This is a genomic window from Streptomyces shenzhenensis (assembly GCF_003688995.1).
In the GTDB taxonomy this organism is placed as follows: Bacteria; Actinomycetota; Actinomycetes; order Streptomycetales; family Streptomycetaceae; genus Streptomyces; species Streptomyces shenzhenensis_A.
This window is the reverse complement of record NZ_PENI01000051.1, coordinates 33,977-54,528: the sequence shown is the minus strand read 5'-3', so window position 1 is coordinate 54,528 and position 20,552 is coordinate 33,977. Positions and strand designations below refer to the sequence as shown.

General features: G+C 72.9%; 20 protein-coding genes and 1 pseudogene. 12 read left to right on the top strand and 9 right to left on the bottom strand.

Annotated features, from left to right (window positions below; all coding sequences use genetic code 11):
* Positions 1-310: pseudogene (locus tag CTZ28_RS43625) on the bottom strand (DNA-directed RNA polymerase subunit alpha); the annotation flags it as partial.
* Positions 311-526: 216 nt separating this feature from the next.
* Here CTZ28_RS43625 and CTZ28_RS43620 point away from each other — a divergent pair.
* The 3 genes from CTZ28_RS43620 (at position 527) to CTZ28_RS43600 (ending at position 2,374) form a co-directional block, all read left to right on the top strand.
* A complete protein-coding gene (locus CTZ28_RS43620; RefSeq protein ID WP_031110278.1) occupies positions 527-748 on the top strand; it encodes a hypothetical protein in 222 nt (73 codons plus the stop codon).
* 382 nt (positions 749-1,130) lie between these two features.
* Positions 1,131-1,553, top strand: a complete 423-nt coding sequence (locus CTZ28_RS43605; RefSeq protein ID WP_183154877.1) for a hypothetical protein — start codon at positions 1,131-1,133, stop codon at positions 1,551-1,553.
* A 143-nt stretch (positions 1,554-1,696) separates the two neighbouring features.
* Positions 1,697-2,374 carry a DUF4232 domain-containing protein gene (locus CTZ28_RS43600; RefSeq protein ID WP_121895300.1) on the top strand — a complete coding sequence of 226 codons (678 nt, stop codon included), beginning with the start codon at positions 1,697-1,699 and terminating at the stop codon, positions 2,372-2,374.
* 11 nt (positions 2,375-2,385) lie between these two features.
* Here the strand turns inward: CTZ28_RS43600 and CTZ28_RS43595 are convergent, their stop codons facing one another.
* Positions 2,386-3,474 (bottom strand): diaminopropionate ammonia-lyase, encoded by a 1,089-nt coding sequence (locus CTZ28_RS43595; protein ID WP_259472086.1) that lies wholly within the window; start codon positions 3,472-3,474, stop codon positions 2,386-2,388.
* A 438-nt stretch (positions 3,475-3,912) separates the two neighbouring features.
* Between CTZ28_RS43595 and CTZ28_RS47570 the strand changes: the two genes are divergently transcribed.
* The 7 genes from CTZ28_RS47570 (at position 3,913) to CTZ28_RS43560 (ending at position 9,983) form a co-directional block, all read left to right on the top strand.
* Positions 3,913-4,200 (top strand): hypothetical protein, encoded by a 288-nt coding sequence (locus CTZ28_RS47570; RefSeq protein ID WP_183154876.1) that lies wholly within the window; start codon positions 3,913-3,915, stop codon positions 4,198-4,200.
* 218 nt (positions 4,201-4,418) lie between these two features.
* Positions 4,419-5,834: a GAF domain-containing SpoIIE family protein phosphatase gene (locus tag CTZ28_RS43585; protein ID WP_121895298.1), complete on the top strand. Its 1,416-nt coding sequence runs from the start codon at positions 4,419-4,421 to the stop codon at positions 5,832-5,834.
* Between the two features lie 379 nt (positions 5,835-6,213).
* Positions 6,214-7,923 carry a sensor histidine kinase gene (locus CTZ28_RS43580; RefSeq protein WP_183154875.1) on the top strand — a complete coding sequence of 570 codons (1,710 nt, stop codon included), beginning with the start codon at positions 6,214-6,216 and terminating at the stop codon, positions 7,921-7,923.
* Between the two features lie 49 nt (positions 7,924-7,972).
* On the top strand, positions 7,973-8,407 hold the full coding sequence (locus CTZ28_RS43575; protein WP_121895307.1) for a roadblock/LC7 domain-containing protein: 435 nt from the start codon (positions 7,973-7,975) through the stop codon (positions 8,405-8,407).
* Entirely contained in the window at positions 8,404-8,781 is a 378-nt protein-coding gene (locus CTZ28_RS43570) for a DUF742 domain-containing protein (RefSeq protein ID WP_121895296.1), read from the top strand. Before CTZ28_RS43575 ends, CTZ28_RS43570 begins: the two co-directional genes overlap by 4 nt.
* Positions 8,759-9,361, top strand: a complete 603-nt coding sequence (locus tag CTZ28_RS43565; protein ID WP_121895295.1) for a GTP-binding protein — start codon at positions 8,759-8,761, stop codon at positions 9,359-9,361. The genes CTZ28_RS43570 and CTZ28_RS43565 overlap by 23 nt, the downstream gene beginning before the upstream one ends.
* A 31-nt stretch (positions 9,362-9,392) precedes the next feature.
* Positions 9,393-9,983: a GAF domain-containing protein gene (locus CTZ28_RS43560; RefSeq protein WP_121895294.1), complete on the top strand. Its 591-nt coding sequence runs from the start codon at positions 9,393-9,395 to the stop codon at positions 9,981-9,983.
* A 96-nt stretch (positions 9,984-10,079) separates the two neighbouring features.
* On the opposite strand, the gene CTZ28_RS43555 is transcribed toward CTZ28_RS43560, so the two are convergent.
* The 7 genes from CTZ28_RS43555 to CTZ28_RS43525 all read right to left on the bottom strand — a co-directional run bounded on the left by CTZ28_RS43555 (position 10,080) and on the right by CTZ28_RS43525 (position 18,822).
* Positions 10,080-11,315 (bottom strand): acyl-CoA dehydrogenase family protein, encoded by a 1,236-nt coding sequence (locus tag CTZ28_RS43555; RefSeq protein ID WP_121895293.1) that lies wholly within the window; start codon positions 11,313-11,315, stop codon positions 10,080-10,082.
* 386 nt (positions 11,316-11,701) lie between these two features.
* On the bottom strand, positions 11,702-12,214 hold the full coding sequence (locus tag CTZ28_RS43550) for a hypothetical protein (RefSeq protein ID WP_121895292.1): 513 nt from the start codon (positions 12,212-12,214) through the stop codon (positions 11,702-11,704).
* Entirely contained in the window at positions 12,198-12,689 is a 492-nt protein-coding gene (locus CTZ28_RS43545; protein ID WP_121895291.1) for an RNA polymerase sigma factor, read from the bottom strand. Before CTZ28_RS43545 ends, CTZ28_RS43550 begins: the two co-directional genes overlap by 17 nt.
* Before the next feature lie 123 nt (positions 12,690-12,812).
* Complete coding sequence (locus CTZ28_RS43540; protein WP_121895290.1) at positions 12,813-13,433, bottom strand: class F sortase; 621 nt, start codon at positions 13,431-13,433, stop codon at positions 12,813-12,815.
* Positions 13,430-13,798, bottom strand: a complete 369-nt coding sequence (locus tag CTZ28_RS43535) for a Tat pathway signal sequence domain protein (protein ID WP_121895289.1) — start codon at positions 13,796-13,798, stop codon at positions 13,430-13,432. Before CTZ28_RS43535 ends, CTZ28_RS43540 begins: the two co-directional genes overlap by 4 nt.
* A 401-nt stretch (positions 13,799-14,199) precedes the next feature.
* On the bottom strand, positions 14,200-15,957 hold the full coding sequence (locus tag CTZ28_RS43530) for a copper resistance CopC/CopD family protein (protein WP_121895306.1): 1,758 nt from the start codon (positions 15,955-15,957) through the stop codon (positions 14,200-14,202).
* Between the two features lie 159 nt (positions 15,958-16,116).
* Positions 16,117-18,822: a GNAT family N-acetyltransferase gene (locus CTZ28_RS43525; RefSeq protein ID WP_121895288.1), complete on the bottom strand. Its 2,706-nt coding sequence runs from the start codon at positions 18,820-18,822 to the stop codon at positions 16,117-16,119.
* Between the two features lie 84 nt (positions 18,823-18,906).
* On the opposite strand from CTZ28_RS43525, the gene CTZ28_RS43520 reads away from it, so the two are divergent.
* Together CTZ28_RS43520 and CTZ28_RS43515 are read left to right on the top strand one after the other, a co-directional pair.
* Positions 18,907-19,629 carry a siderophore-interacting protein gene (locus CTZ28_RS43520; RefSeq protein ID WP_121895287.1) on the top strand — a complete coding sequence of 241 codons (723 nt, stop codon included), beginning with the start codon at positions 18,907-18,909 and terminating at the stop codon, positions 19,627-19,629.
* Between the two features lie 234 nt (positions 19,630-19,863).
* A complete protein-coding gene (locus CTZ28_RS43515) occupies positions 19,864-20,532 on the top strand; it encodes an HdeD family acid-resistance protein (RefSeq protein WP_121895286.1) in 669 nt (222 codons plus the stop codon).
* The last annotated feature ends 20 nt before the right edge of the window (positions 20,533-20,552 follow it).

The window sequence follows — 20,552 nt, the reverse complement described above, 5'->3', positions numbered from 1 at the left end:
GACCCGGACCCTGCTTGCGCAGATACATCACCACCGGCTCGTCGTGCTCCGAGGAGACGACCAACTGCTTGATGTTGAGGATCAGGTCGGTGACATCGTCCTTGACACCCGGCACGGTGGTGAACTCATGCAGCACGCCGTCGATACGGATCGACGTGACAGCAGCACCGGGAATCGACGACAGAAGGGTACGGCGGAGCGAGTTGCCGAGGGTGTAGCCGAAGCCCGGCTCCAGCGGCTCAATCACGAACCGGGAGCGGAACTCGTCGACGACCTCTTCGGTCAACGAGGGACGCTGAGCGATCAGCACTAGGTATTGCCTCCAGTGTTTGGCGCCCGCTATGTGACGCCGTAGACACTACGAAGGGTACGGGCGGTTCGGCCGCCGATGAAGCCGAACCGCCCGGTCCGCCCGCCCGCCGACCCCTCGGCAGGCCCGGCGCTTGCCGAAGCGGAGTCCGACGATCAGCTACTCCTACCCCGAGACCCGGTCACCAGCGCCGTTCGTAGGCGCATACTGGGGGCAATGACAAAGCCTGCTGCACCGAAGCGTCACTTGCCCACCAGCCCCTTCAAGGCCCCGGTCGCCCCGGCTCCCAAGCACTTCGCCGTGGGCGACCAGGTCACACACGACATGTACGGCCTCGGCCGGGTGATCGGCATCGAGGACGGAATCGCGGCGCTCGTGGATTTCGGCTCGGCGCAAATGCGGATCCTGAGCCCGTACGCCAAGATGACCAAGCTGTAGGACCGCTGTGCCCGGTCACGGCACGCCAGGCCCCTGCGGGGACCTGCAACGAAAGCGAGACCTCTCATCGAACCGACGTCGCTGTTCTCCGCCCTGGAAGGGCAACCCCGCTGTGCCACCGCAGCGTCGCCGCCTCCGGCGACAAACCCCTTCCAGGCCCCGGACTTCGGGGAAGACCTGACCTTCCTGCCCGAGGAGGAAGAGGGGCCCGCCTCGGGCATGCGTGCCGCGCACCCCAAGGCGGCTTAGCTCCCAGTTCCCGTCTCGTCCAGGCCCGTTCACCGTCGTTCGGCCGAGACCCGTGCGCCGGGTCCTTCCCGTGGGCAAGCCACCCACGAACGCCGGTGAACGCCCCCTGCGGCGGCCCTCCGGTGCGTCCCGTATGAAGTCCCGCTCCACACCGGCGACATGGCTGGGCGGCCTCGACGGCTCTCGTCCGGCGCGCGTGCTCGGAGCGCGGAAGGCCGCCATGTCCTTGCTGGCGGACCGTCTTCGACGCCCGGGATCGGTGGCACCGGTCCTGCCGCGGCTCGCGCTGCCGTACCTCCAGGCGGCAGAGGCGCCGGCGGCTCTGGGCGCGCCCACGTCGCACAAGGCCCTGGCCGGGCTGCGGCGAGCGGCGGACGACGAAACCGCGCGTGAACTGGAGGCCGCGCCGGAGGTGCCGGCCGATCACGCTCTGGCCCGGCCGGATGGCGCGGGGAAGTTCCGTATGGCCGGACCGCTGCGGCAGGCACGGGACGCGCCGCTGGGACCACACCCCCGGGCCACCTCTTGGAAAGAGGGCTCCCCCGACTCCTCGTGATCATGTCACCGGTCTGTGACGGCGTTGTCCTGGAACGAAGGCGCCGGGATCCCTTCGGCTCGCAGCCCCCTCATAGTGATCAAGCGAGCACCGAGAGGCCGACACCGCTGCGGCCTCGACCACGCCTCACCAAGGGGGATTTCATGTCCGGCAACCGTCGCAAGGCCTTCCTCGTCTCCGCAGCCATCGTGGGCGGCGCCATGCTGATGACCGCGTGCCAGGACTCGGACGCGACCACGGACAACGGCGCCGCGCAGAGTTCTTCCTCCGCCACCCCGGCGGGCGGCGCGGCCACCCCGTCCGGCTCGTCGACCGCGGGCAGCGACCAAGGCGCCGGCAAGGACTCCGACGCGACGGGCAAGGGAACCGAGGACGCGGCCGGCTCCGGCGCCGACACCGGTGACGGCAAGCGGGAGCAGGTCGAACAGGTCTGCGGCGCCAACGACATCTCCTGGAGCACCAGGTCCGAGACCCAGGCCGGCGGATACATCCTGATCATCGCGAAGGCGAAGTCGGGGATCACCTGCTACCTGCCCGCCGCGCTTCCGACCGTGGCGTTCGGATCTGACGGCACCGAGGCGGGTCCCGCGGAGCAGACCGCCGGCAAGCAGATCAAGCTGAGCGGGAGCACCACCGCCTACGCCGGGGTGAACCCGAAGACCACCGACGGAGACGGTGGCAAGGAACTGGACAGCATCATCGTCGCCGTCGGTGACGGCGACGCCGACCCGGTCTCCCTGCGAGTCGGCACCATCACCGTCGAAGACCCGATCGTCACCAACTGGCACACCGCCCCGACGGAAGCCGTCCCCTTCAGCTGAACGCCCCACGGCTACAGCGCGCCGGGGACGGTGGGCGCGTGTGGGTTCGCGGTCGGGCCCTCGGTGCTCAGGAGCACGATCACCGAGGTCGCGTCGAGGCCCAGGGCGCTGCGGCGGGCGGCGGCACCCGGACCGGTGAGCATCGCGCGGAGGCCGGCGAGGGTGGCGGCCCCGCAGGGGCCCGCGGGAAAGCCGAGGGCGGCCAGGCGGATGGCCGCGCGGGCGGTGTCGGCGTCGGAGACGGCGACCGCGGCGTCCAGCCCGTGGTGCAGGCGGGGCCAGGCGATGCTGGACGGGGTGCCGCAGTTCAGCCCGGCCATGGTGGTGTCGCCGGTGCCGACGGTGACGGGTGCGCCGCGGGTGAGGCTCGCCAGGACGCAGGCCGCGGACTCGGGTTCCACCGACAGCAGCGCCGGTGCCCGCCCGGCGGGACGGCTGCGGTAGTGGGTGACGACCGCCTGGGCCAGGGAGCCCACACCCACCGGTACGACCACGAGGCCGGGGCCCGCGGCGACACCGGCGGCGCTCAGCTGCTCGTCGGTCTCGGCGCAGAGGGTGGAGTAGCCCTCGACGATCCACCCCGGGATCCGTTCATAGCCGGGCCAGGCGGTGTCCTGGATCAGCAGCGCGTGCGGCCCCACGGCCTCCTCGGCCGCCCGCCGGACCGCCTCGTCGTACGGACCCGGGACCTCGGTGACCTTCGCCTGTTCGGCGGCGATGGCGGCCACGGCCTGTGGGTGCACGCCCCGCGGGACGAAGACGTGGGCGTGCTGTCCTAGTCGGTGTGCCATGCGGGCCACCGCCCGGCCGTGGTTGCCGTCGGTGGCGGTGACCAGGGTGACCGGGCCCGGCGCCGCACCGCTCGCGGCCCGTTCGGCGAGGGCGCGGTGGATCGCCCAGGACGCGCCGAGCACCTTGAACGCGGGCAGTCCCAGCCGGCAGGACTCGTCCTTGGCGAAGATCCGGCCCACTCCCAGCTCCGCCGCCAGGTCGGGGAGCCGGGTCAGTGGCGTGGGTGAGTAGTCGGGCAGGGCGGTGTGGAAGGCCCTGGCCTCGGCGGGTGCGGGAGCGCAGCGCCAGGCTCGGGCCGCGGGCCGCATGAACCAGGGCGGCGCCGGGAGGTGAGGGGTCTGCTCGGGCACGGGATCAGGCTCCGCCACTCCCCCACCATCGGTCCAGCGACTCGTCCGGAGCGGGCAGGGCGGGCGCCGCATCGTCACCGTCGTACATCGGGGCCGCAGCCGGCACCCCATCTGCCGCGACGCTCCCCGTGCCGTCACCCTCCGCACCGGTCATCACCTCAACGGGTGAACGGCGCCCGGGGCCGGCCCTCCCGGACGGGTCCCGTCGACCGCCGCTTCCCGAGTGGTGAAAGGCCACTTGGGGCCGGACGGTACCCGGGCGCGGGATCTCGGGGGTGCGGGGTGCTCGGGTGGTCCGGTCAGCCGATCCGGTGTTACCTGGAGCGAGGGGATACACCGGTATGAGTGAGGACTCACCGGGGCAAAGGAGGCCGAAATATGCGCAGGAAACCGGTCATGCGAACCTTGGCCGCCGCTCTCCTCGCAGGCGGTGCGATCGTCGGAACGGGAGCGGCCGCCAGTCCGGCCTCGGCCGCGGTCCCCATGCACGGCGTCGCGACACTGTCGCACAACAGCCTGGCGACCGGCGGCGGATGCGGCTTCGGTGGCTTCAACCGCGGCTTCAACCGCTTCTGCGGGCTCGGCGCGTTCGGCGGGTTCGGCGGCTTCGGGTTCAGCCCGTTCGCCTTCAATCCCTTCGGGTTCGGCTTCGGCACCTCCCCCGTGGTGGTCATCGTCCGATAACCCGCTGACGGCGGGGGCGCCAGAGGCACCGACACAGCAGCGAGCAGGGAAGCGGAGGCTCCGGCCGGAACGGCCGGAGCCTCCGCCGTGCTCCGCGGCCAGTCGGCGGGCAGGGCCGCCGAGGCGTGGTCCGGATGGCCGGATCACTCCGGGGTGCGCCCGCATGGGGAGCGCGTGCGGGGGCACTCGGAGCGGACGGTGGAAGTGAGGCTGTGGCCATGGCGCAGGACCGGCGGGAGCCAGCGGACCATGCTCCGCGGGAGCGGGACGTCCCGTCCGGCGAGGTCCAGGCCGGCGAGCTGCCGTCCGGCGAGCTGTCCTACTCCTCCCTGCTCGACCTGCCGCTCAGCTCCGACCTGAACCACATCGGGGAGCAGTTGCACGCCCTGGCCCGGGCCCAGAGCACCCTCCAGGAGCTGCTCCAGGCGGTGATGAACATCACCGGCGAGCTCGAACTGCCCACTGTGCTGCGCCGTATCGTCCGCACCGCCATGGACCTGGTGGGCGCCCGCTACGGGGCGATGGGCGTGCTCGACGCGGAGGGCAGGCTCCTGGACGAGTTCATCCCGCTGGGGCTCAGCGCGAAGGAGCTCGCCGACCTGGGCGGGGTGGAACTCCCGCGCGGCAAGGGTCTGCTGGGGCATCTGATCCGTCATCCCGAGCCGCTGCGGGTCGAGGACATCAGCCGGCATCCGGAGTCGGCCGGCTTCCCGGCCGGCCACCCGCCGATGCGCAGCCTGCTCGGCGTCGCGATCAGCGTGCGCGGGCGGATCTACGGCAACCTCTACCTCTCCAACCGCAAGGACGGCCAGCCCTTCGACCGCCACGACGAGGGCGTGATCCGGGCGCTGGCCAGCACCGCGGGGGTGGCGATCGAGAACGCCCGGCTCTATCAGCAGGCCCGGCACAGCGCGGAACAGTTCCAGCGGCTGCTGCTGCCCCGGCTGCCCGATCTGCGGCCGTTCGCGGCCGGGGCGGCCTATCGCCCGGCCAGCGCCCCGGCGGCGGTGGGCGGTGACTGGTACGACGCCATGCTGCTGCCCGACGGGGCGTGCGCGGCGGTGATCGGTGACGTGGTGGGGCACGATCTGCAGGCGGCGGCCGACATGTCCCAGATCCGCAGCATGCTGCGGGCCCTCTACTTCGACTGGAACATCCCGCCCAGTTCCTCCCTCACCCGGCTCGACCGCATCATGCACGCCCTGGAGGACGCGCCGGTGGCGACCGCCCTGCTGGCCCGGCTGGAGCCCGCCGAGAGCACCTGGCGGCTGCGCTGGTCCAGCGCCGGGCATCCGCCGCCGCTGCTGGTGCTGCCCGACGGGCGGGTGCGCTATCTGGACACCGAGCCCGGGGTTCCGCTCGGGGTGGCGGCCGACCTGCCCCGTCCCGACTACTGCCAGGTGGTGCCCGTGGACAGCACGGTCGTCCTCTTCACCGACGGCCTGGTGGAGTCCCCCGGCCAGCCGCTGGACCGGGGGCTCGACGCCCTGGCCGCCACCGCCTCCCGGCATGCCCGGCGGACGCCGGAGGAGCTGTGCCGGATCCTGGCCGACCATCACCCCAGCGACGGCCACGACGACATGGCGGTCATCGCGCTGCGTACGCCCGCTCTGCGGGGTTATGGGCGGGCCTGAATGTGCTCCGGAAGCGGAGATTCACCAACCTTTCACGGACGGGCGTCTCCGCTGTGCTAGGGAATATCGGTGCATTGTTTGGGCCGGTCACGGTGGCGTATCCGTGATGTGGGGATTACGCCACATGACCCAGCGTGGCGTAGGGTGGCTGTCCTATTAACTGTCTGATTCCATACCGGAGTTGACAGTTGGTCCGCGCTGCGCGCCGCGTGTCCCCAACTGCATGACCGAGAGGACTCCGATGCCCGAAACCCCGCCCTACGCTGTGAGTTCGGATCCCGGCCGGGTGACGGCACCGCCCTCGGCACGGAACAGACACGCCCGGCCGCCCACGCAGGACGCGCCGCGAGATTCGGCCATTCGTTCCCCTCGCTCGCCCGTGGTCCGCCTCGCCGTGGTGCCCGCGGCGCTCATGGCGCTGCTCGCCGCCGTCGTCGTGCTCTTCGTGCTGCGCAGCCAGGAGGGTACCGCCGACGCGGCCACCTGGGCCGTGCTCACCGGCGCCGCCGTTCTCGGCTGCGGCATCCTGGCCGGGGCCGGATACGCCGGCCGCGCCGAGAGCCGCTCGGTGGCGCGGCGGTACGACGCGCTGCGCCGCGCCGTCGCCGCGGGCCAGGCCGAACTGCAGGACGTGCTGCGCCGGCTGGAGCAGGGCGAGCAGGTGGAGCAGCAGCCGTTCACCCACCAGGCACCGGCGCAGAACGACGCGCTCGGCCGTCTCGCGTACGAGATCAATGTCAGCATGTGGCAGGCCAGGACCGCGGTCGCGCGGACGGCGCAGTTCTCCCGCGGCTCCTCGCCGGACAGCGAGGAGAAGGTCGAGGTCTTCGTCAACCTCGCCCGGCGTCTGCAGTCGCTCGTGCACCGCGCGATCAACATGCTCGACCAGCTGGAGAACGAGGTCGAGGACCCGGAGCTGCTCAAGGGCCTCTTCCACGTCGACCACCTGGCCACCCGCATCCGCCGGCACGCGGAGAACGTCGCCGTGCTCGGTGGCTCGGTGTCCCGCCGCCAGTGGACCCGCCCGGTGACCCTGACCGAGGTGCTGCGGTCGTCCATCGCCGAGGTCGAGCACTACTCGCGGGTCAAGCTGGTGCCGCCGATCGAGGGCACGCTGCGCGGCCACGCCGTCGCCGACGTCATCCACCTGCTGGCCGAACTCGTCGAGAACGCCACGATGTTCTCCGAGCCGCACACCCAAGTCCTGCTGCGCGCCCAGCGGGTGACGGCCGGGCTGGCCGTCGAGGTCGAGGACCGCGGTCTGGGCATGCCCCTGCAGGAGCAGACGCGGATCAACACGCTGCTCGCCGAGCCGGACCGCATCGACCTCAGCAAGCTGCTCGCCGACGGCCGTATCGGCCTGTACGTGGTGTCCGCGCTGGCCCGCCGGCACGGCATCGCGGTCCGGCTGCAGAGCAACATCTACGGCGGGGTCCAGGCCATCCTGGTCGTCCCGCGCGGGCTGATCGGCGACGAGGCGGTCGAGGCCCCCGCCGAGGTGCCCCCGCAGGCCCAGGTCCAGCCGGCCCAGGTCCAGCACGCCCAGATCCCCCCGGCCCAAGCCCAGCACGCCCAGGTCCAGCACGCCCAGATCCCCCCGGCCCAGGCCCAGCACGCCCAGGCCCAGCACGCTCAGCCGGCTCAGGTCCCGTCGGCCCAGCTGCCGCAGGCCCGGGTCCCCGTGGCGCAGGGTCCCGCCGCGCAGGTGCCGCCCGCGCAGTACCAGGCCGCGCAGGCCGCCGGCGCCCAGCCGCCCGCCCTGCGGCAGCCGCTGCCGCAGGCCCGGACCGCGTCCGCGTCCGTGCCCGCAGCCGCGCCCGCGCAGTCGTACGCCCGGGGCACGGGTGCGCCGGTGGCGTCCCACGACCACGGGTCCCCGCGCGGCGGGAGCGGTCAGAGCGACCGGCCGCAGCTGCCGCAGCGCCGCGCGCAGGAGCACCTGGTACCGGAACTGCGCAACGGTCCCGCACCCCGCCGGGACGACGAGCAGGAGGTGGAGCACGATCCTGGGCTGATGGCCAGCTTCCAGCGCGGAGTCAGCCTCGCCGACCACGAACCCGACGAGCCTCCCACCCACAGCTCTCGCTGACCGCAGGCTCCGTACTTTTCACAAGGAGAAGAACGCCACCGTGAGCGACATGCATGCCGGCCAGTCGAAGAACCTGGACTGGCTCCTGGCCGGCCTCGTCCAGCGGGTCCCGTACACCCGCAGTGCCCTTCTGCTGTCTTCCGACGGACTGGCGAAGGCCTTCGACGGGCTCGAAACAGTTGCCGAAGCAGAACACCTGGCCGCACTGGCGTCCGGCCTTCACTCGCTGGCCCGCAGCGCGGGCATGCAGTTCGCCCAGGGGGCCGACGTACGGCAGGTGGTGGTGGAGCTGGACAGCGCGCTGCTGTTCGTGTGTGCGGCGGGCTCCGGCGCCTGCCTGGCCGTCCTCGCCGACCGGGATGCCGACGCGGCCGTGCTCGGCTACGAGATGGCCATGCTGGTCAAGAGCGTCCGTCCGTACCTGGCCACTCCCGTCCGCCAACAGGCGGCCGGCATGTCGATGGATCCGGGGCGCCGAGCATGATGGACGCGGAGGACGGGTCGTGGCTCGATGACGCGGCCGGGCGGTTAGTACGGCCGTACACCGTCAGCAACGGGCGCACCCGTCCCTCCTCCCACTTCGACCTGCTGACCATGGTGATGGCCACCGGCACCCGGCCTGAGACGTATCTCGGCCCGGACTACGACCAGGTCCTCGCGCTGTGCGACGCGCCCATGTCGGTGGCCGAGGTGGCCGCCCATCTGCGGCTGCCGGCCGTCATCACCAAAGTTCTGCTCTCCGACCTCGTAACGCACCGGGCGCTCACCACGCGGGCGCCCCGCGTCGTCGAGGCGGCCTCCCCGACCGACCGAAACCTCCTGGAGGCGGTGCTGCATGGTCTTCGCAAGCGGCTCTGACCCCTTTCCGACCGCCCTGAAGATCCTCATCGCCGGGGGCTTCGGGGTCGGCAAGACCACGTTCGTCGGAGCGGTCAGCGAGATCGAGCCGCTGAGCACCGAGGAGTTGCTGACCAGCGTCAGCGCCCGCACGGACAGCCTGGTGGGCATCGAGGACAAGACGACCACGACCGTGGCGATGGACTTCGGCCGCATCACCCTGAGCCCCGACAACGTCCTGTATCTGTTCGGCACGCCCGGACAGGAGCGCTTCTGGTTCATGTGGGACGAGCTGTCCAACGGGGCGCTGGGCGCGGTGGTTCTCGCGGACACCCGGCGGCTCGACCACTGCTTCGCCGCCGTCGACTTCTTCGAGCGGCGCGGCATCGGGTTCATCGTGGCCATCAACGAGTTCGACGGCGCGTACCGCTACGACGCCGAAGAGGTGCGCGCGGCCCTCGCCCTCAAGCCCGACGTCCCCGTCGTGCTGTGCGACGCACGGCAGTGCAACTCCGGAACCCGGGTGTTGATCGCCCTCGTCCAGCATCTGCTCGCCTCGACTCCCGGCATCTCGCCCGCGGAGCTTAACCCGTCGCGCTGAGGCCAGCTCACCGCGACCGAATGGAGCCTGCATGTCAGCCCCGGTTCCCTACAACACCTCGTTCGACCCGACCGGCCATCTGCTGCTGACCCCGGAGGACCGGGACGCGCCCGCCCGGGTGGCCCGGCTGCGTGAGCTCGGCATCGGGGACACCCCCGTACCGGAGTTCGACGAGTTCGCGCGCAATCTGGCGCACGTCACCGGTGCGCCGTTCTCGATGGTCAACTTCATCGACGAGAACCGGCAGTACTTCGCCGGTCTGTACGCGGCCGGCCGGCCGGGCGTGCAGCTGGAGGCGGCGCCGCAGCAGCAGGTGGGCCGGACGATGACGCGCGACCAGGGCTACTGCCCGCATGTCGTCGTGCGCAAGAAGGCGCTGGTGCTGGAGGACGTCTGCGACTATCCCCGGTTCGCCGGGAACCGGGTCGTGGACGAGATCGGCATCCGCTCGTACATGGGCGCGCCGCTCATCGACTGGAAGACCGGGATGGCGCTCGGCACGATCTGCGTCGTGGACACGGACACCCACCCGTGGGGGCGGGACGGCCTGGCGACCATCAAGTCGATGGCCCAGCAACTGGTCGACCGGATCCATGAGCTGGAGAGCCGGGGCGTGATCTGAGCCGTCGCGTGGGGCGGGCGCCCCGCGTGCGGTGGGGTCCTGGGCCGGGTACGCGGGAGCCGCGGGCACGACGCTGTGTCCGTGGCTCCCTTTCGTTCAGCTGCTCATGCCTGCCGTCTCCAGCTGTCCCAGCCGGCGGCGCGGCTCGGCGGTACGGACGAGACCGGACAGCCGCTCGGACCACTGGCCCTTGGCCGTGCCCAGGGCGACCTCGCCGAGCCGCAGCAGCTGGATGTCCGAGGTGCCCGCGGGGGCGTAGATGTGATGGGCGTCGCGCAGATAGCGCTCGACGGGGCGGTCGGTGAACAGGCCGCTCGCCGCGTGGATCTCCATGGCGTCACGGGCCGATTCGACGGCCGACTCGTGGTTGAGGAACTTGGCGTTCATCAGCTCCGCGTCGCACGGCAGCCCCTGGTCGAGCAGGTGCACGGCGTGGTAGGCGGCGAGCCTCGCCGTCATCAGCCGTGACTTCATCCTGCCCAGCCTGAGCTTGATGCTGTTCAGTTTGGCCAGCGGTGCGCCGTACCGCTCGCGCTCGATGCACAGGGCGGTGGTCTCCTCGAAGGCGGCCTGGTGGATGCCGAGCGAGACCGCCGTCAGGTTGGGCCGGCCGTACAGCACGCTCGACGAGTAGGCGACGGACAGGCCCTGGCCCTCGCCGCCGAGCAGATTGGCCGCCGGCACCCGGCAGTTGTCGAAGATGAGCTCACCGAAACTGAATCCGTGCAGGCCCATGGCGGGCCGGTGCGGGGCGAGCGAGAAGCCCGGCCGGTCGGCCTCGACGAGGAAGGCGGACAGCCCCTTCGAGCCCTCACCGGTGCGTACGACCACGCCGTGCACGTCGCCGACGTGGCTGTTGCCGACGAAGACCTTGTGGCCGTTGAGGATGTAGTCGTCGCCGTCGCGGACGGCGGTGGTCTCCATGCCGAGGACGTGGCCGCCCGATTCCGGCTCGGTGACCGCGATCGTCGGCAGGCAGTCGCCGGCGGCGATGCGCGGCAGCCAGGTCCGCTTCTGCGCCGCGTTGCCGAAGTGGACTATCTTGGCGACACCGAGCTGGGAGGCTTGCACCATGGCTCCCATGGCCCCGCAGACACGGGCGAGTTCCTCGATGATGATGGTCTTGGCCAGGTGCCCGGCCCCCATCCCGCCGTACTCCCTGCCGATGGTCACGCCGATCCAGCCCTGCCGGGCGATCAGCCCGGACAGTTCGTGCGCAACCGTCCTGGAAGACTCCATCTCGGGTATCCGCGAGCGTACCTCCCGCTCGGCGAACTCCCTTACGCGCCGCCGTAGATCCTCGTGCCATCCGCTGGTGAAATAGCGTTCCACAACCCCTCCAACACGCTGCCTCCGTGTCCGGCTGGATCCGGAGGTCGTTCGTAGGCAGTGGTTCCTCGCCCCAGGCTGACCGCCCAAAGAATTGTCTACTTATCGATCCATCTCAGCCAAGATCAATCTGGGATGTTGACCGAAATACGGCATCTTGCGCTCCGTCTCATGGGTGCGATACGGGGTACCACCTGCTCCCGGCCGCCCACACTACGGAGAGAAACCAACCCGGCGTGAACAGCGGTTACCTGGTTGCGGACACAGGCCTGCCCACCAGGCAATTGCCTGGTGGGCAGGGAGTGGGGGCCGACGACGATCGGTCACGGTCCGGCTGGCTGATAAGAGGACAGGCTCCGCTTTTCCGGTGCCGATCCCACCGGCGCAGATCAGCCAAAGTTGCGCCGGAGCGCGGACCGGGTGGCGTCCGAGGGGGTGGGCGCGGCTGGGGACTGGCGCACCGACGGTGCGATGCGGGAGTCGGCCGCCGGCGATGACGACAGATCGGCGGGGGCGGTCGGGACGCTGCTCGGCGGGCCGATGACACCCCGGGTGGCGCGGCCGGGGTCCGGAGTCGCGGACTCGGACACCACCGTCGGCGCCGGGGACGGGGGCGGGGAGGTCGGCGGCGCGGTCGTCGCGGGCGGCGGCGCGAGCGGGACCGTCGGGGAGGCGGGGGCGGACGATGCCGACAGGTGCAGCGGCAGGGCGACGAGGGCGGCCACGGCGCAGGTCAGGCCGGCGCCGGCCGCGGCGCGCAGCAGTTTGCGGCGGGCCGCGGCCCGGCGGACCGCCGTGTAGCGGCCGGGGGGCGGGCCGAGGTGCTCGGCCGGGGGACGCAGGATCACCGCGAGGGGGTCGTCGGCCGCGAACTCCGGGTCGTCGTCAAAGCGTGTGGTCAAGGCTTCTCCTCAGATGGACGCGGAGCAGTTCCCGGGCCGCGTGCAGGTCGGCCTTGATGGTTCCTTCCTTGCGCCCGGTCAGCGCGGACACCTCCCGGATCGGCATGTCAGCGTAGTAGTGGAGGAGGATCGGGACGCGCAGCCGTTCCGGCAGGGACTGCACCAGGAGCCGTATCGACGGGTCCGGCGCCTCGGCGTGCGGGCGGACGGCGGCCTCCGTGGTCACGCGGCGCACGGCCCTGCGCTCGCGTTCCGTCTTGCGCCAGTGGTCGCGGACGATATTGGCCGCGGTGACGTAGAGGAAGCCGCGGGGTTCGTCCACGGACGTCCAGCGGGCCCAGAGCCGGGTGAACGCCTCCGAGGCGATCTCGTGGGCCGTCTCGTCGTCGTCGACGAGACGGCGGCACCAGCCGGCGAGACGCGGGTACAGGGCGGCGAACAGCTCGGACGCTGCCTTGTCGCGGGACCGTTTCAACGCTCTCCAGGGTCGTGACGCCCCTCGGGGGCAGGTGGGGGGGCCGGGCGCGGCGGCACTCGTGGGGAGAGATGCCGGGCCCGCGGCTCGCGTTCCACGGGCCCGGTCCCCCGTCCCGCCGGGTCAGCGGGCGGTGTCGCTCAGTGCGGCGTAGACGATCACGTTGTCCCGGTAGCCGTCACCGGTGTGCGGGCCGCCGCAGGTGATGAGCCGCAACTCGGGCCGGTCCACGTCCCCGTAGACCTCGTCGGCCGGGAACTCCGCCTTGGCGACCGTCCGTACCCGGGTGACGGCGAACTCCGCCCGCGCACCGTTCTCCAGACGCGTGACGACCGTCTCGCCGCGGCGCAGCCGTGCCAGGTGCCGGAAGACGCCGTCGCCGTAGGAGCCGACCGTGACATGGCCGAGGATGACCGAGGGACCGACCTGACCGGGTGTCGGTGAGTGCCGGTACCAGCCCGCCTGGTCGTGCGCGGTGACCGGGGGGACCTGCACGCTGCGGTCCGCCGCGAGCCCCAGTCGCAGCAGCGGGGTGTCCACGTCGATGGCCGGGATCAGCAGCCGGACCGGGACCGAACGGGCGAGCGGGCGCGGCGCGGCTCCGGTACCCGTCGAGGCCGTCGCACCGTCCTTCGTGCTCTCCTGGGCCGCGGTCGCGGCCGGCCGGTCCGGCGGGCCGCCGCAGCCGGCGAGCAGCGTGGCCAGCGCGGCGGCGGCGAACCCGCGCCTGGAGAGCGGGGTCATGCTTCGGTGGTCCCGGCCGCCCGCCGACGGCGTACGACGAACACCGCACCGCCGGCCGCGACGAGGACCGCGGCGGCGCTCCCGCCGAGCAGCCCGCCCTGGGACCCGGACTCCGTGGACGGCGCGGTCACCCCGGTGTCGGGCGCGCCCTCCGGCCTGACGGCGATCTGTCCCTCGGCCGGCGCCCGGGTCGCTTCGGCGCTCGGCACCCGGGTGGGCACCGGGCTCGGCTCATCGCCGGGGGCGATGGTGGCGGCCCTGGTCGGGACCGGGGAGGGGGCCGTCCCGTCGGCGAACGCGGGTGCGGTGCCCGCCAGCACGGCGGTGCATGTGAGTGCCATGACGCTCAGGACAATGCGGCGCATCGGATCGCTCTCCTTCGTCTCTCCGCCCGCTGCTCGACGGACGGTCACAGATCAAGCAAAGAGACGACCGCCCCCAACCCCGGGTTGTAAAGAAATGGCAAAACCGAGGAGCCCTTGACAACCACCACTGGGCTGCGCCCCAAAGGGGCGCGGGACCGTATCAACACGCGGCCCCACAACGCCCCCAAAGGGGCGCGGGGAACTGCGCGAGCAACCACGACGCTGCCGCACCCGACGAACGACGCACCACACCCCACCCAGCCGGGGACAGGCCGAGCAGACTCAACACCGGCTCGACAACACCCCCAAGGGGCGCGGGGAACTGCGCAAGCGCGAGCAACCACGACGCAGCCGCAGACGACCCAGCACAGTCCCCCACTCCCACCCAGCCCGCCAAACGCTCACCGAGTGACCCGTATGCCGTGCGTCACCGTCACCTGGTCCACTTCCGACACCCGTACCGTCACCTTCATCGTCCAGGTGCCCGGGATGGGCAGGTTGAGGGAGCCCGTGCCCCAATAGCCGCCCAGGTCGGTGACCTTGGCGTCGATGGGGCCGATCCGCTGGGCAGGCAGAGTGAAGGACAGCCGCAGTTCGGGAACGGTGGACAGCCCGCCGTCGGGTCCGAACACCACGGCCTGCACGGAGGTGCGGCCGGCCCGGCCGGGGTCCAGCGTGACCTGGACTCTGCCGCGCGCGGTGCCGACGGTGAAGGGGACCGTCGTGACGGACGCGGCCGGGATGTCGGTCGCCGGTGCCGCCGCCGCGGCCTCGGCCACCGCACGGCCCGGCTGGGTGCCGGTCAGCACGGTGGTGAGCCCCAGCACCACGACGCCCACGGCCGCCTCGGCGAGCACGGACCGGCGCAGCGCACGGCGGTCCGGCTCCGGGGCGGGCGGCCCGTCACCGGACGGCGGTACGGGCGGACGGTCCTCCCGGGACGGCTGCGGGCGGGACGGCGGACCGCCGACCGGCTCCGGCACCCGCTCCGGCAGGGCCTCGGCCGCCGTCGGCACCAGCCGCGCTGTCCACTGCCGGGACCGGCCGGCCACGGCCAGCAGCAGCGCCACCGCCGCCAGTTTGGCGACCAGGATCCGGCCGTACGACGTGCTGCTGAGCGCCTCCCAGGAGCCGAGGCCGCGCCAGGACTGGTAGACGCCGGTGCCGACCAGGACGGTCACGGCGGCGAAGGCCAGCCGGGAGAACCGGACGACCACGGCCGCCGGCACCTCGTCCGGGGCCCGGTACAGCGTCGTGAGCAGGGCCGCGAGGCCGCCGAGCCAGACCCCCACGGCCAGCAGGTGCAGCACGGACGAGGCCATCGCGAGGGGCACCTGGATGCCGGCGGAGGCATGTTCGGCCGCCGCCCAGGTCAGCGCCAGCGCGACGGCGAGCACGGCCCCCGCCGTGAGCAGCGCGGGGGACCGCCGCCGCAGCCGGGTGAGCAGCACACCGGCGACGAGCAGCAGCGCGAGCCGGGCCAGCAGGGCGAGCCCCGGACGGCTGGTGGCCGTCCGGGTCAGTGCCGAGGGGTCGAGGGCCGCCAGCGGGCCGGTGCCCGCCTCGTACGGGGCACGCAGCAGGAGGAGGACCGCGGTGGCGGCGACCAGGGTCCACCAGCCCGTCACGACCGTGCGGCGCAGCCGCCCCGGGTCCGGCGGCCGGCAGCAGGCGAGGAAGGTGAGGGCGCCGACGAGCAGGGCGAAGGCGAGGTAGGCGGCGTAGCGGGCGGTGTCGTAGAGGCCGCCGGTGACGGGGTCCTCGTCGGGCCCGTCGGGCACGGTCACCGTGGTCGGGGAGGGTTTGCCGACGGAGAAGGTGAAGGCGCCGGCGATCGGGTGGCTGTCGGCCGACACGACCCGCCAGGCCACGGTGAAGGTGCCGGTGCCGAGCCCGTCCGGCAGGCTCACCCGGGCCGTGTCGGAGCGGCCGGCCGCGTGCCGGACCTCGCCGGTGGCGACCCGGCGGTTGCCCGGGTCGTACACCCGGAAGGAGTCGTCGAGCAGGGTGACGGACTCGGTGAAGGTCAGGGTGATGTGCCGGGGGGCGGACGCGACGACGCCGCCGTCGGCCGGGGCGGTGTCGCGGAGGGCGGCGTGCGCCGAGGCGGGGGCCGCCCCGCCGAGCAGGAGCAGGCCGAGCACGGCGCCCAGCACCACCAGTCTGTGCGGTCGCCGGGTGCCCCGCCTGCCGTCGCCACGCTCCTCGCCCACGTCACCGCTCCGTCTTCGGGATCACGTTGCTCTGGGATACGTACGGACGGGCCGCCCGCCGTGCTCACCGCGGGGGCCATGTTCGCGCACGCGGGCGGGGGTTCGTCAGGCGTCGCCCGGGAAGGCCACCTCCCTGGGGAGGAAGGCCAGTTGGGCGTTCTTCGCGGGCAAGTGGACGTCGGGCAGGTCGACTTCCGGCAGGACGACCGCCGGTCCTGGCACGAAACCCTGCTTCAGGAAGCGGGCGACGGCCTTCTCGTTGCGCACGTCCGGGTCGACGACGATCCGGCGCCGGCCGAGGCCGCGCAGCAGGTACTCGGCACACGCCGACAGCAGCGCCGCCGACCAGCCGGAACGGGCTCCGTCCGGTCCGGCGGGGGCGAGCAGCAGATGGACGCCGATGTCGCCGGGGCGTACCTCGTAGCACTCGCCGACCCGGTCGGCCTCCGGTTCGTACGTCTGGAGCAGGGCGACCGGTTCGCCGTCCCTGACCACGAGGAAGGCGTGGTGGGTGTCGAGGCCGTCCATATGGGCGTAGATCTCGGCGACCTGGTCCTCGGTGAGGCCGTTCATGCCCCAGAAGACGGCGCGTTCCTCGCCGGCCCAGGCGTGGATCACCGCGGCGTCGGCCCGGGGGTCCAGCGGCAGGATGCGGACGGTGCCGAAGCCGTCGACCTGTTGCTCGTGCACGGCCTCGCGGGCGGTGGCGTACGCGGCGGGCATCGCGGTCTCCTTCGTCAGGCGGGTCCAGTCGGTGACGACCGGGACGAGTTCTCCCCGGGTCCACAGGGGGAGTTGGTCGCGGTGGTGGGGCGCGTCCGGGACGCCGTCGGCGCCGAACGGCACCACCCAGCGGCTGTTCTCGCGGCGGGCCAGGTCCCAGACGTAGCGGGCGGCCGGGCCGCGGGCGGCGAGATCGGTGAGGCCGGGCACGGCGGAGGTGCACAGCACACAGTCGTGGTCGCCGGACAGGCCGGGTTCGGCCGCCGGTTCGTACGGCGTGCGGGCCCGCGCGCGCCAGGGGGCGAGGCGGTGGGTGTCGGCCCAGGTGCCGGCGGGTGGCGCGGCGGCCACCTCCTCGACGGCGGCACGGACCGCGGCCGGCCGGTCGATGCCGAACAACTCCTCGGCTCTCAGCAGGTGTTCGAGGGCGAAGCCGATCCGCGGGACGAGGGCGAGCCAGGGCAGCAGGACGTCCGGGTAGGCGGGCGGCTCGGTGAGCGGGGCGAACGCCGGGTGCGCGGCGAGACGGCGTACGACGGCGCCGCGCACCGCCGCGTACGCCGCGGCGTCGGCGCTGTCCCCGTCCATCCGGCGGTCCCAGGCCAGCAGGCGGTCGCGGAGCCGGGCGGCCTGCGGGGTGAGGCCGTCGAGGCCGGCCAGGTGGTCGAGCAGGGGGCCGGTGGAGGCGAGGTGGGTGTCGGTGTGGATCGCGGGCATGTCGTCGGCCGACCAGGTGCGGCGCTCGTCGAGGAGGGCGCGGATCCGGTCGGCGCGGTGCGGCGGGGCGAACTCGACGCCGAGGGGTGCGGCGGGGCCGCGCTGGTTCGCCATCACGGCGACGTCGTCGGTCAGTCCGGCGCGGGGCATGGTCTGCGGCCCCCGCCAGGCGTGCCCGGGTTCCCATGCGGGCACCGGCCGCAGCCGGTTGGCCGCGGCCCGCTCCGGCACCCAGCCCGCGACCCGGTGCAGCACCCCGCCCTCGGTGTCGGCGGCCTGCACGACGTTCACCGGCTCCACCCAGGTGTCGAGGGCCCGGTCGACATCGCCGACCCGCCGGGCGCGCAGCAGCCGAAGGAGTGCTCCGAACCCCAACTCCTCGGTGGCCCGGGGCGGGTGGCGCAGGGCGAGGGCGGTCGGGTCGTCCTCAGCCGGGACGCCGTCCAGGCCCTCCGGGCCGCCGGCGATCAGCGGTCCGCGGGCCGTTTCGATGATCTCGATCTCGACCGGGGTCTCCCCGGCGACCCGTACGGTCTCGGTGTGCCGGTGGGCGCGCCGCCAGCTGCCGTCGGGGCCGAGGGCCTCCACTCCCGCGCCGGTGCGGCGCAGCCGTTCGCGGTACAGGTCCTGGTAGTCGGCCATGGCGTTGGTAATGGCCCAGGCGACCGTGCCGGTGTGGCCGAAGTGGGGGAGGCCGGGGACGCCCGGCACGGCGAGGCCGACGACGTCGAACTCGGGGCAGGCGAGCCGGATCTGCTGGTAGACGCCGGGGTCCTCGATGAACCGGTGCGGGTCGCCGGCGAGGACCGCCCGCCCGGTGGTGGTGCGTGCGCCGCTCACGAGCCAGCCGTTGCTGCCCGCGGTGCCCGGCCCGTCCGTGGCGAACAGCCCGACCGCCGCCGGCCCCAGGTGCCGTATCACCGATTCCCGCCACAGTTTGGCGGGGAAGCCCGCGAACAGGATGTGGGTGCCGAGCCAGACTCCCATCGGGGTCCACGGCCGCCAGCGGCCCGGCGCGAGCCCGGCCCGCGCGAACTCGGGGGCGCGGCGGGCGCCTTGGGCCAGCCCCTCGTTGACCCCGTCGACGTAGGCCCGCACCCAGTCCGCGGTCTCCGGGTCCTGCTGCTCCAGGGCCGTGAAGCAGCGTCGCGCGGTGTCGTCGAGCCGGGCGCGGCGGGCGAACACGTCCCAGGACAGGGCCTCGGCGCCGAGGAAGGAGGCCGAGGTGCCGCACGAGCGGTGCCGTTCGACCTCCAGCTGCCAGGCCCGGTCGAGGGCGGTGACCCGCCCCTGCGCGCGGGCAAGGTCACGGGCGCTGCCGGCCCGCAGGTGCGGGATGCCCCAGGCGTCGCGGTAGATCTCGGTGGTCACCCTGCCAGCCCCCTCTATTTTAGGTTAGCCTTACCTAACTACATCTGGATCGTGCGGGAATCGTACGCGAGGCATGGAGGGGCGATGGCACAGGGCCGCGGATGGGAGGGCGCAGTCCTCAGACTGCTGCGCGCCAGGGACTTCGAGTTCACCGTCACCGACGCCGAGGACATCACCCCGCACTACCGCCGGCTGCGCCTGACCGACGGCGGCATGCTCGCGGCGACCGGCGTCCACCCGACCATGTGGGTGCGGCTGTGGTTCGCCGACGGCGGCCGGCCGCACCAGCGGGCGTACACCCTGGTCGACCCCGATCCCGCGGCCGGCACGTTCGCCCTGGAGTTCGCGCTGCACGACGGGCGCGCCAGCGACTGGGCGCGCGCGGCCCGGCCCGGCGACACCATCGAGGCGACCGTTCAGGGCACCGGCTTCCAGCACCCCGACCCCGCGCCCTCCCACCTCGTCGCGATCGGCGACCCCGCCTCGCTGCCCGCGCTCAACTCCCTGCTCGACGCGCTCGGCCCGGCCCCTGCGACCCTCTGGTTCGAGGGCGAGCGGGACGGCCTCCCCTGCCGCGCCGACCCGTCCCGCCACGAGATCCGCCAGGTCCCGCGCCGCGACGCGGGCGCGCACCTCGTCGAACGGGTACGGGCGGAACTGCCCGCGCTGCTCGCGGACACCCCGCACCCGTACGTGTGGATCGCCTGCGACACCGCGACCACCCGGACCCTGTCGTCGTACGTGCGCCGGGAGTTGGGCGTCCCGCGGCAGCGGGTGCACGCGCTGGGCTACTGGCGCGCGGCCTGAGCCGGTGCGCGCGATCACCGACCCATGGACGTCACACTGCGCCTCGCCCAGGGCTGAGCCGTCATGGGCCGGCGTTCGTCCGCGGCGACGTCGTGGTCGCTCGCGCAGTTCCCCGCGCCCCTTCGGGGCTCGGGTTCGGCAGGCAGAAGCCGGCGCGAGGCCGCCGGGGCACGGCGTCAGCCGGGTGGCCCGTCCCGGGTGGCGAGCCGCTCGGGGCCGATCCCAGCATGGAGCATGACCGAGCCACCGAGCAGCGGCTCCGCCTGGGGCCCTGAGTACGACGACCGCAAGGTCCACGCCACCCACCCGCCGACCGGCCGCCACGAGCCCGAACCACCCTTCGAGGGGCCGCTGCACGCCCTGTCCCGGGCCGCCTGGCAGGTGGTCCTGCTCACCGGCGTCGCCTCCTTGGTCCTGGGCATCCTGGTGCTGGTCTGGCCCGGTGCCTCGCTGCTCGCCGCCGGTGTGCTCTTCGGTATCTACCTGCTGATCAGCGGCGTCTTCCAGCTGTTCGCCGCGTTCGGCACGCACAGGGCGACCTCGCTGCGGGTGCTCGCCTTCATCAGCGGCGCCCTGTCGATCGTGCTGGGCCTGTTCTGCTTCCGCGGACCCATGCAGTCGATCCTGCTGCTCGCCCTGTGGATCGGCATCGGCTGGCTGATCCGGGGCATCACCCAGACCCTGGCCGCCGCCTCCGACGGCGCCATGCCCGCGCGGGGCTGGCAGATCTTCCTCGGCGTCGTCACCTTCGTCGCCGGGATCGTCCTGATCGTCTCGCCGTTCGCGTCGATCGCCGTGCTCACCCTGGTCGGCGGCATCTGGCTGGTCGCGGTCGGCATCGTCGAGATCGCCACATCCGTCCGGATCCACGGCCATGCCCGCCAGGTGCCCCGCGCCGTGTGACGCCCCTGAGTACGCCGTAC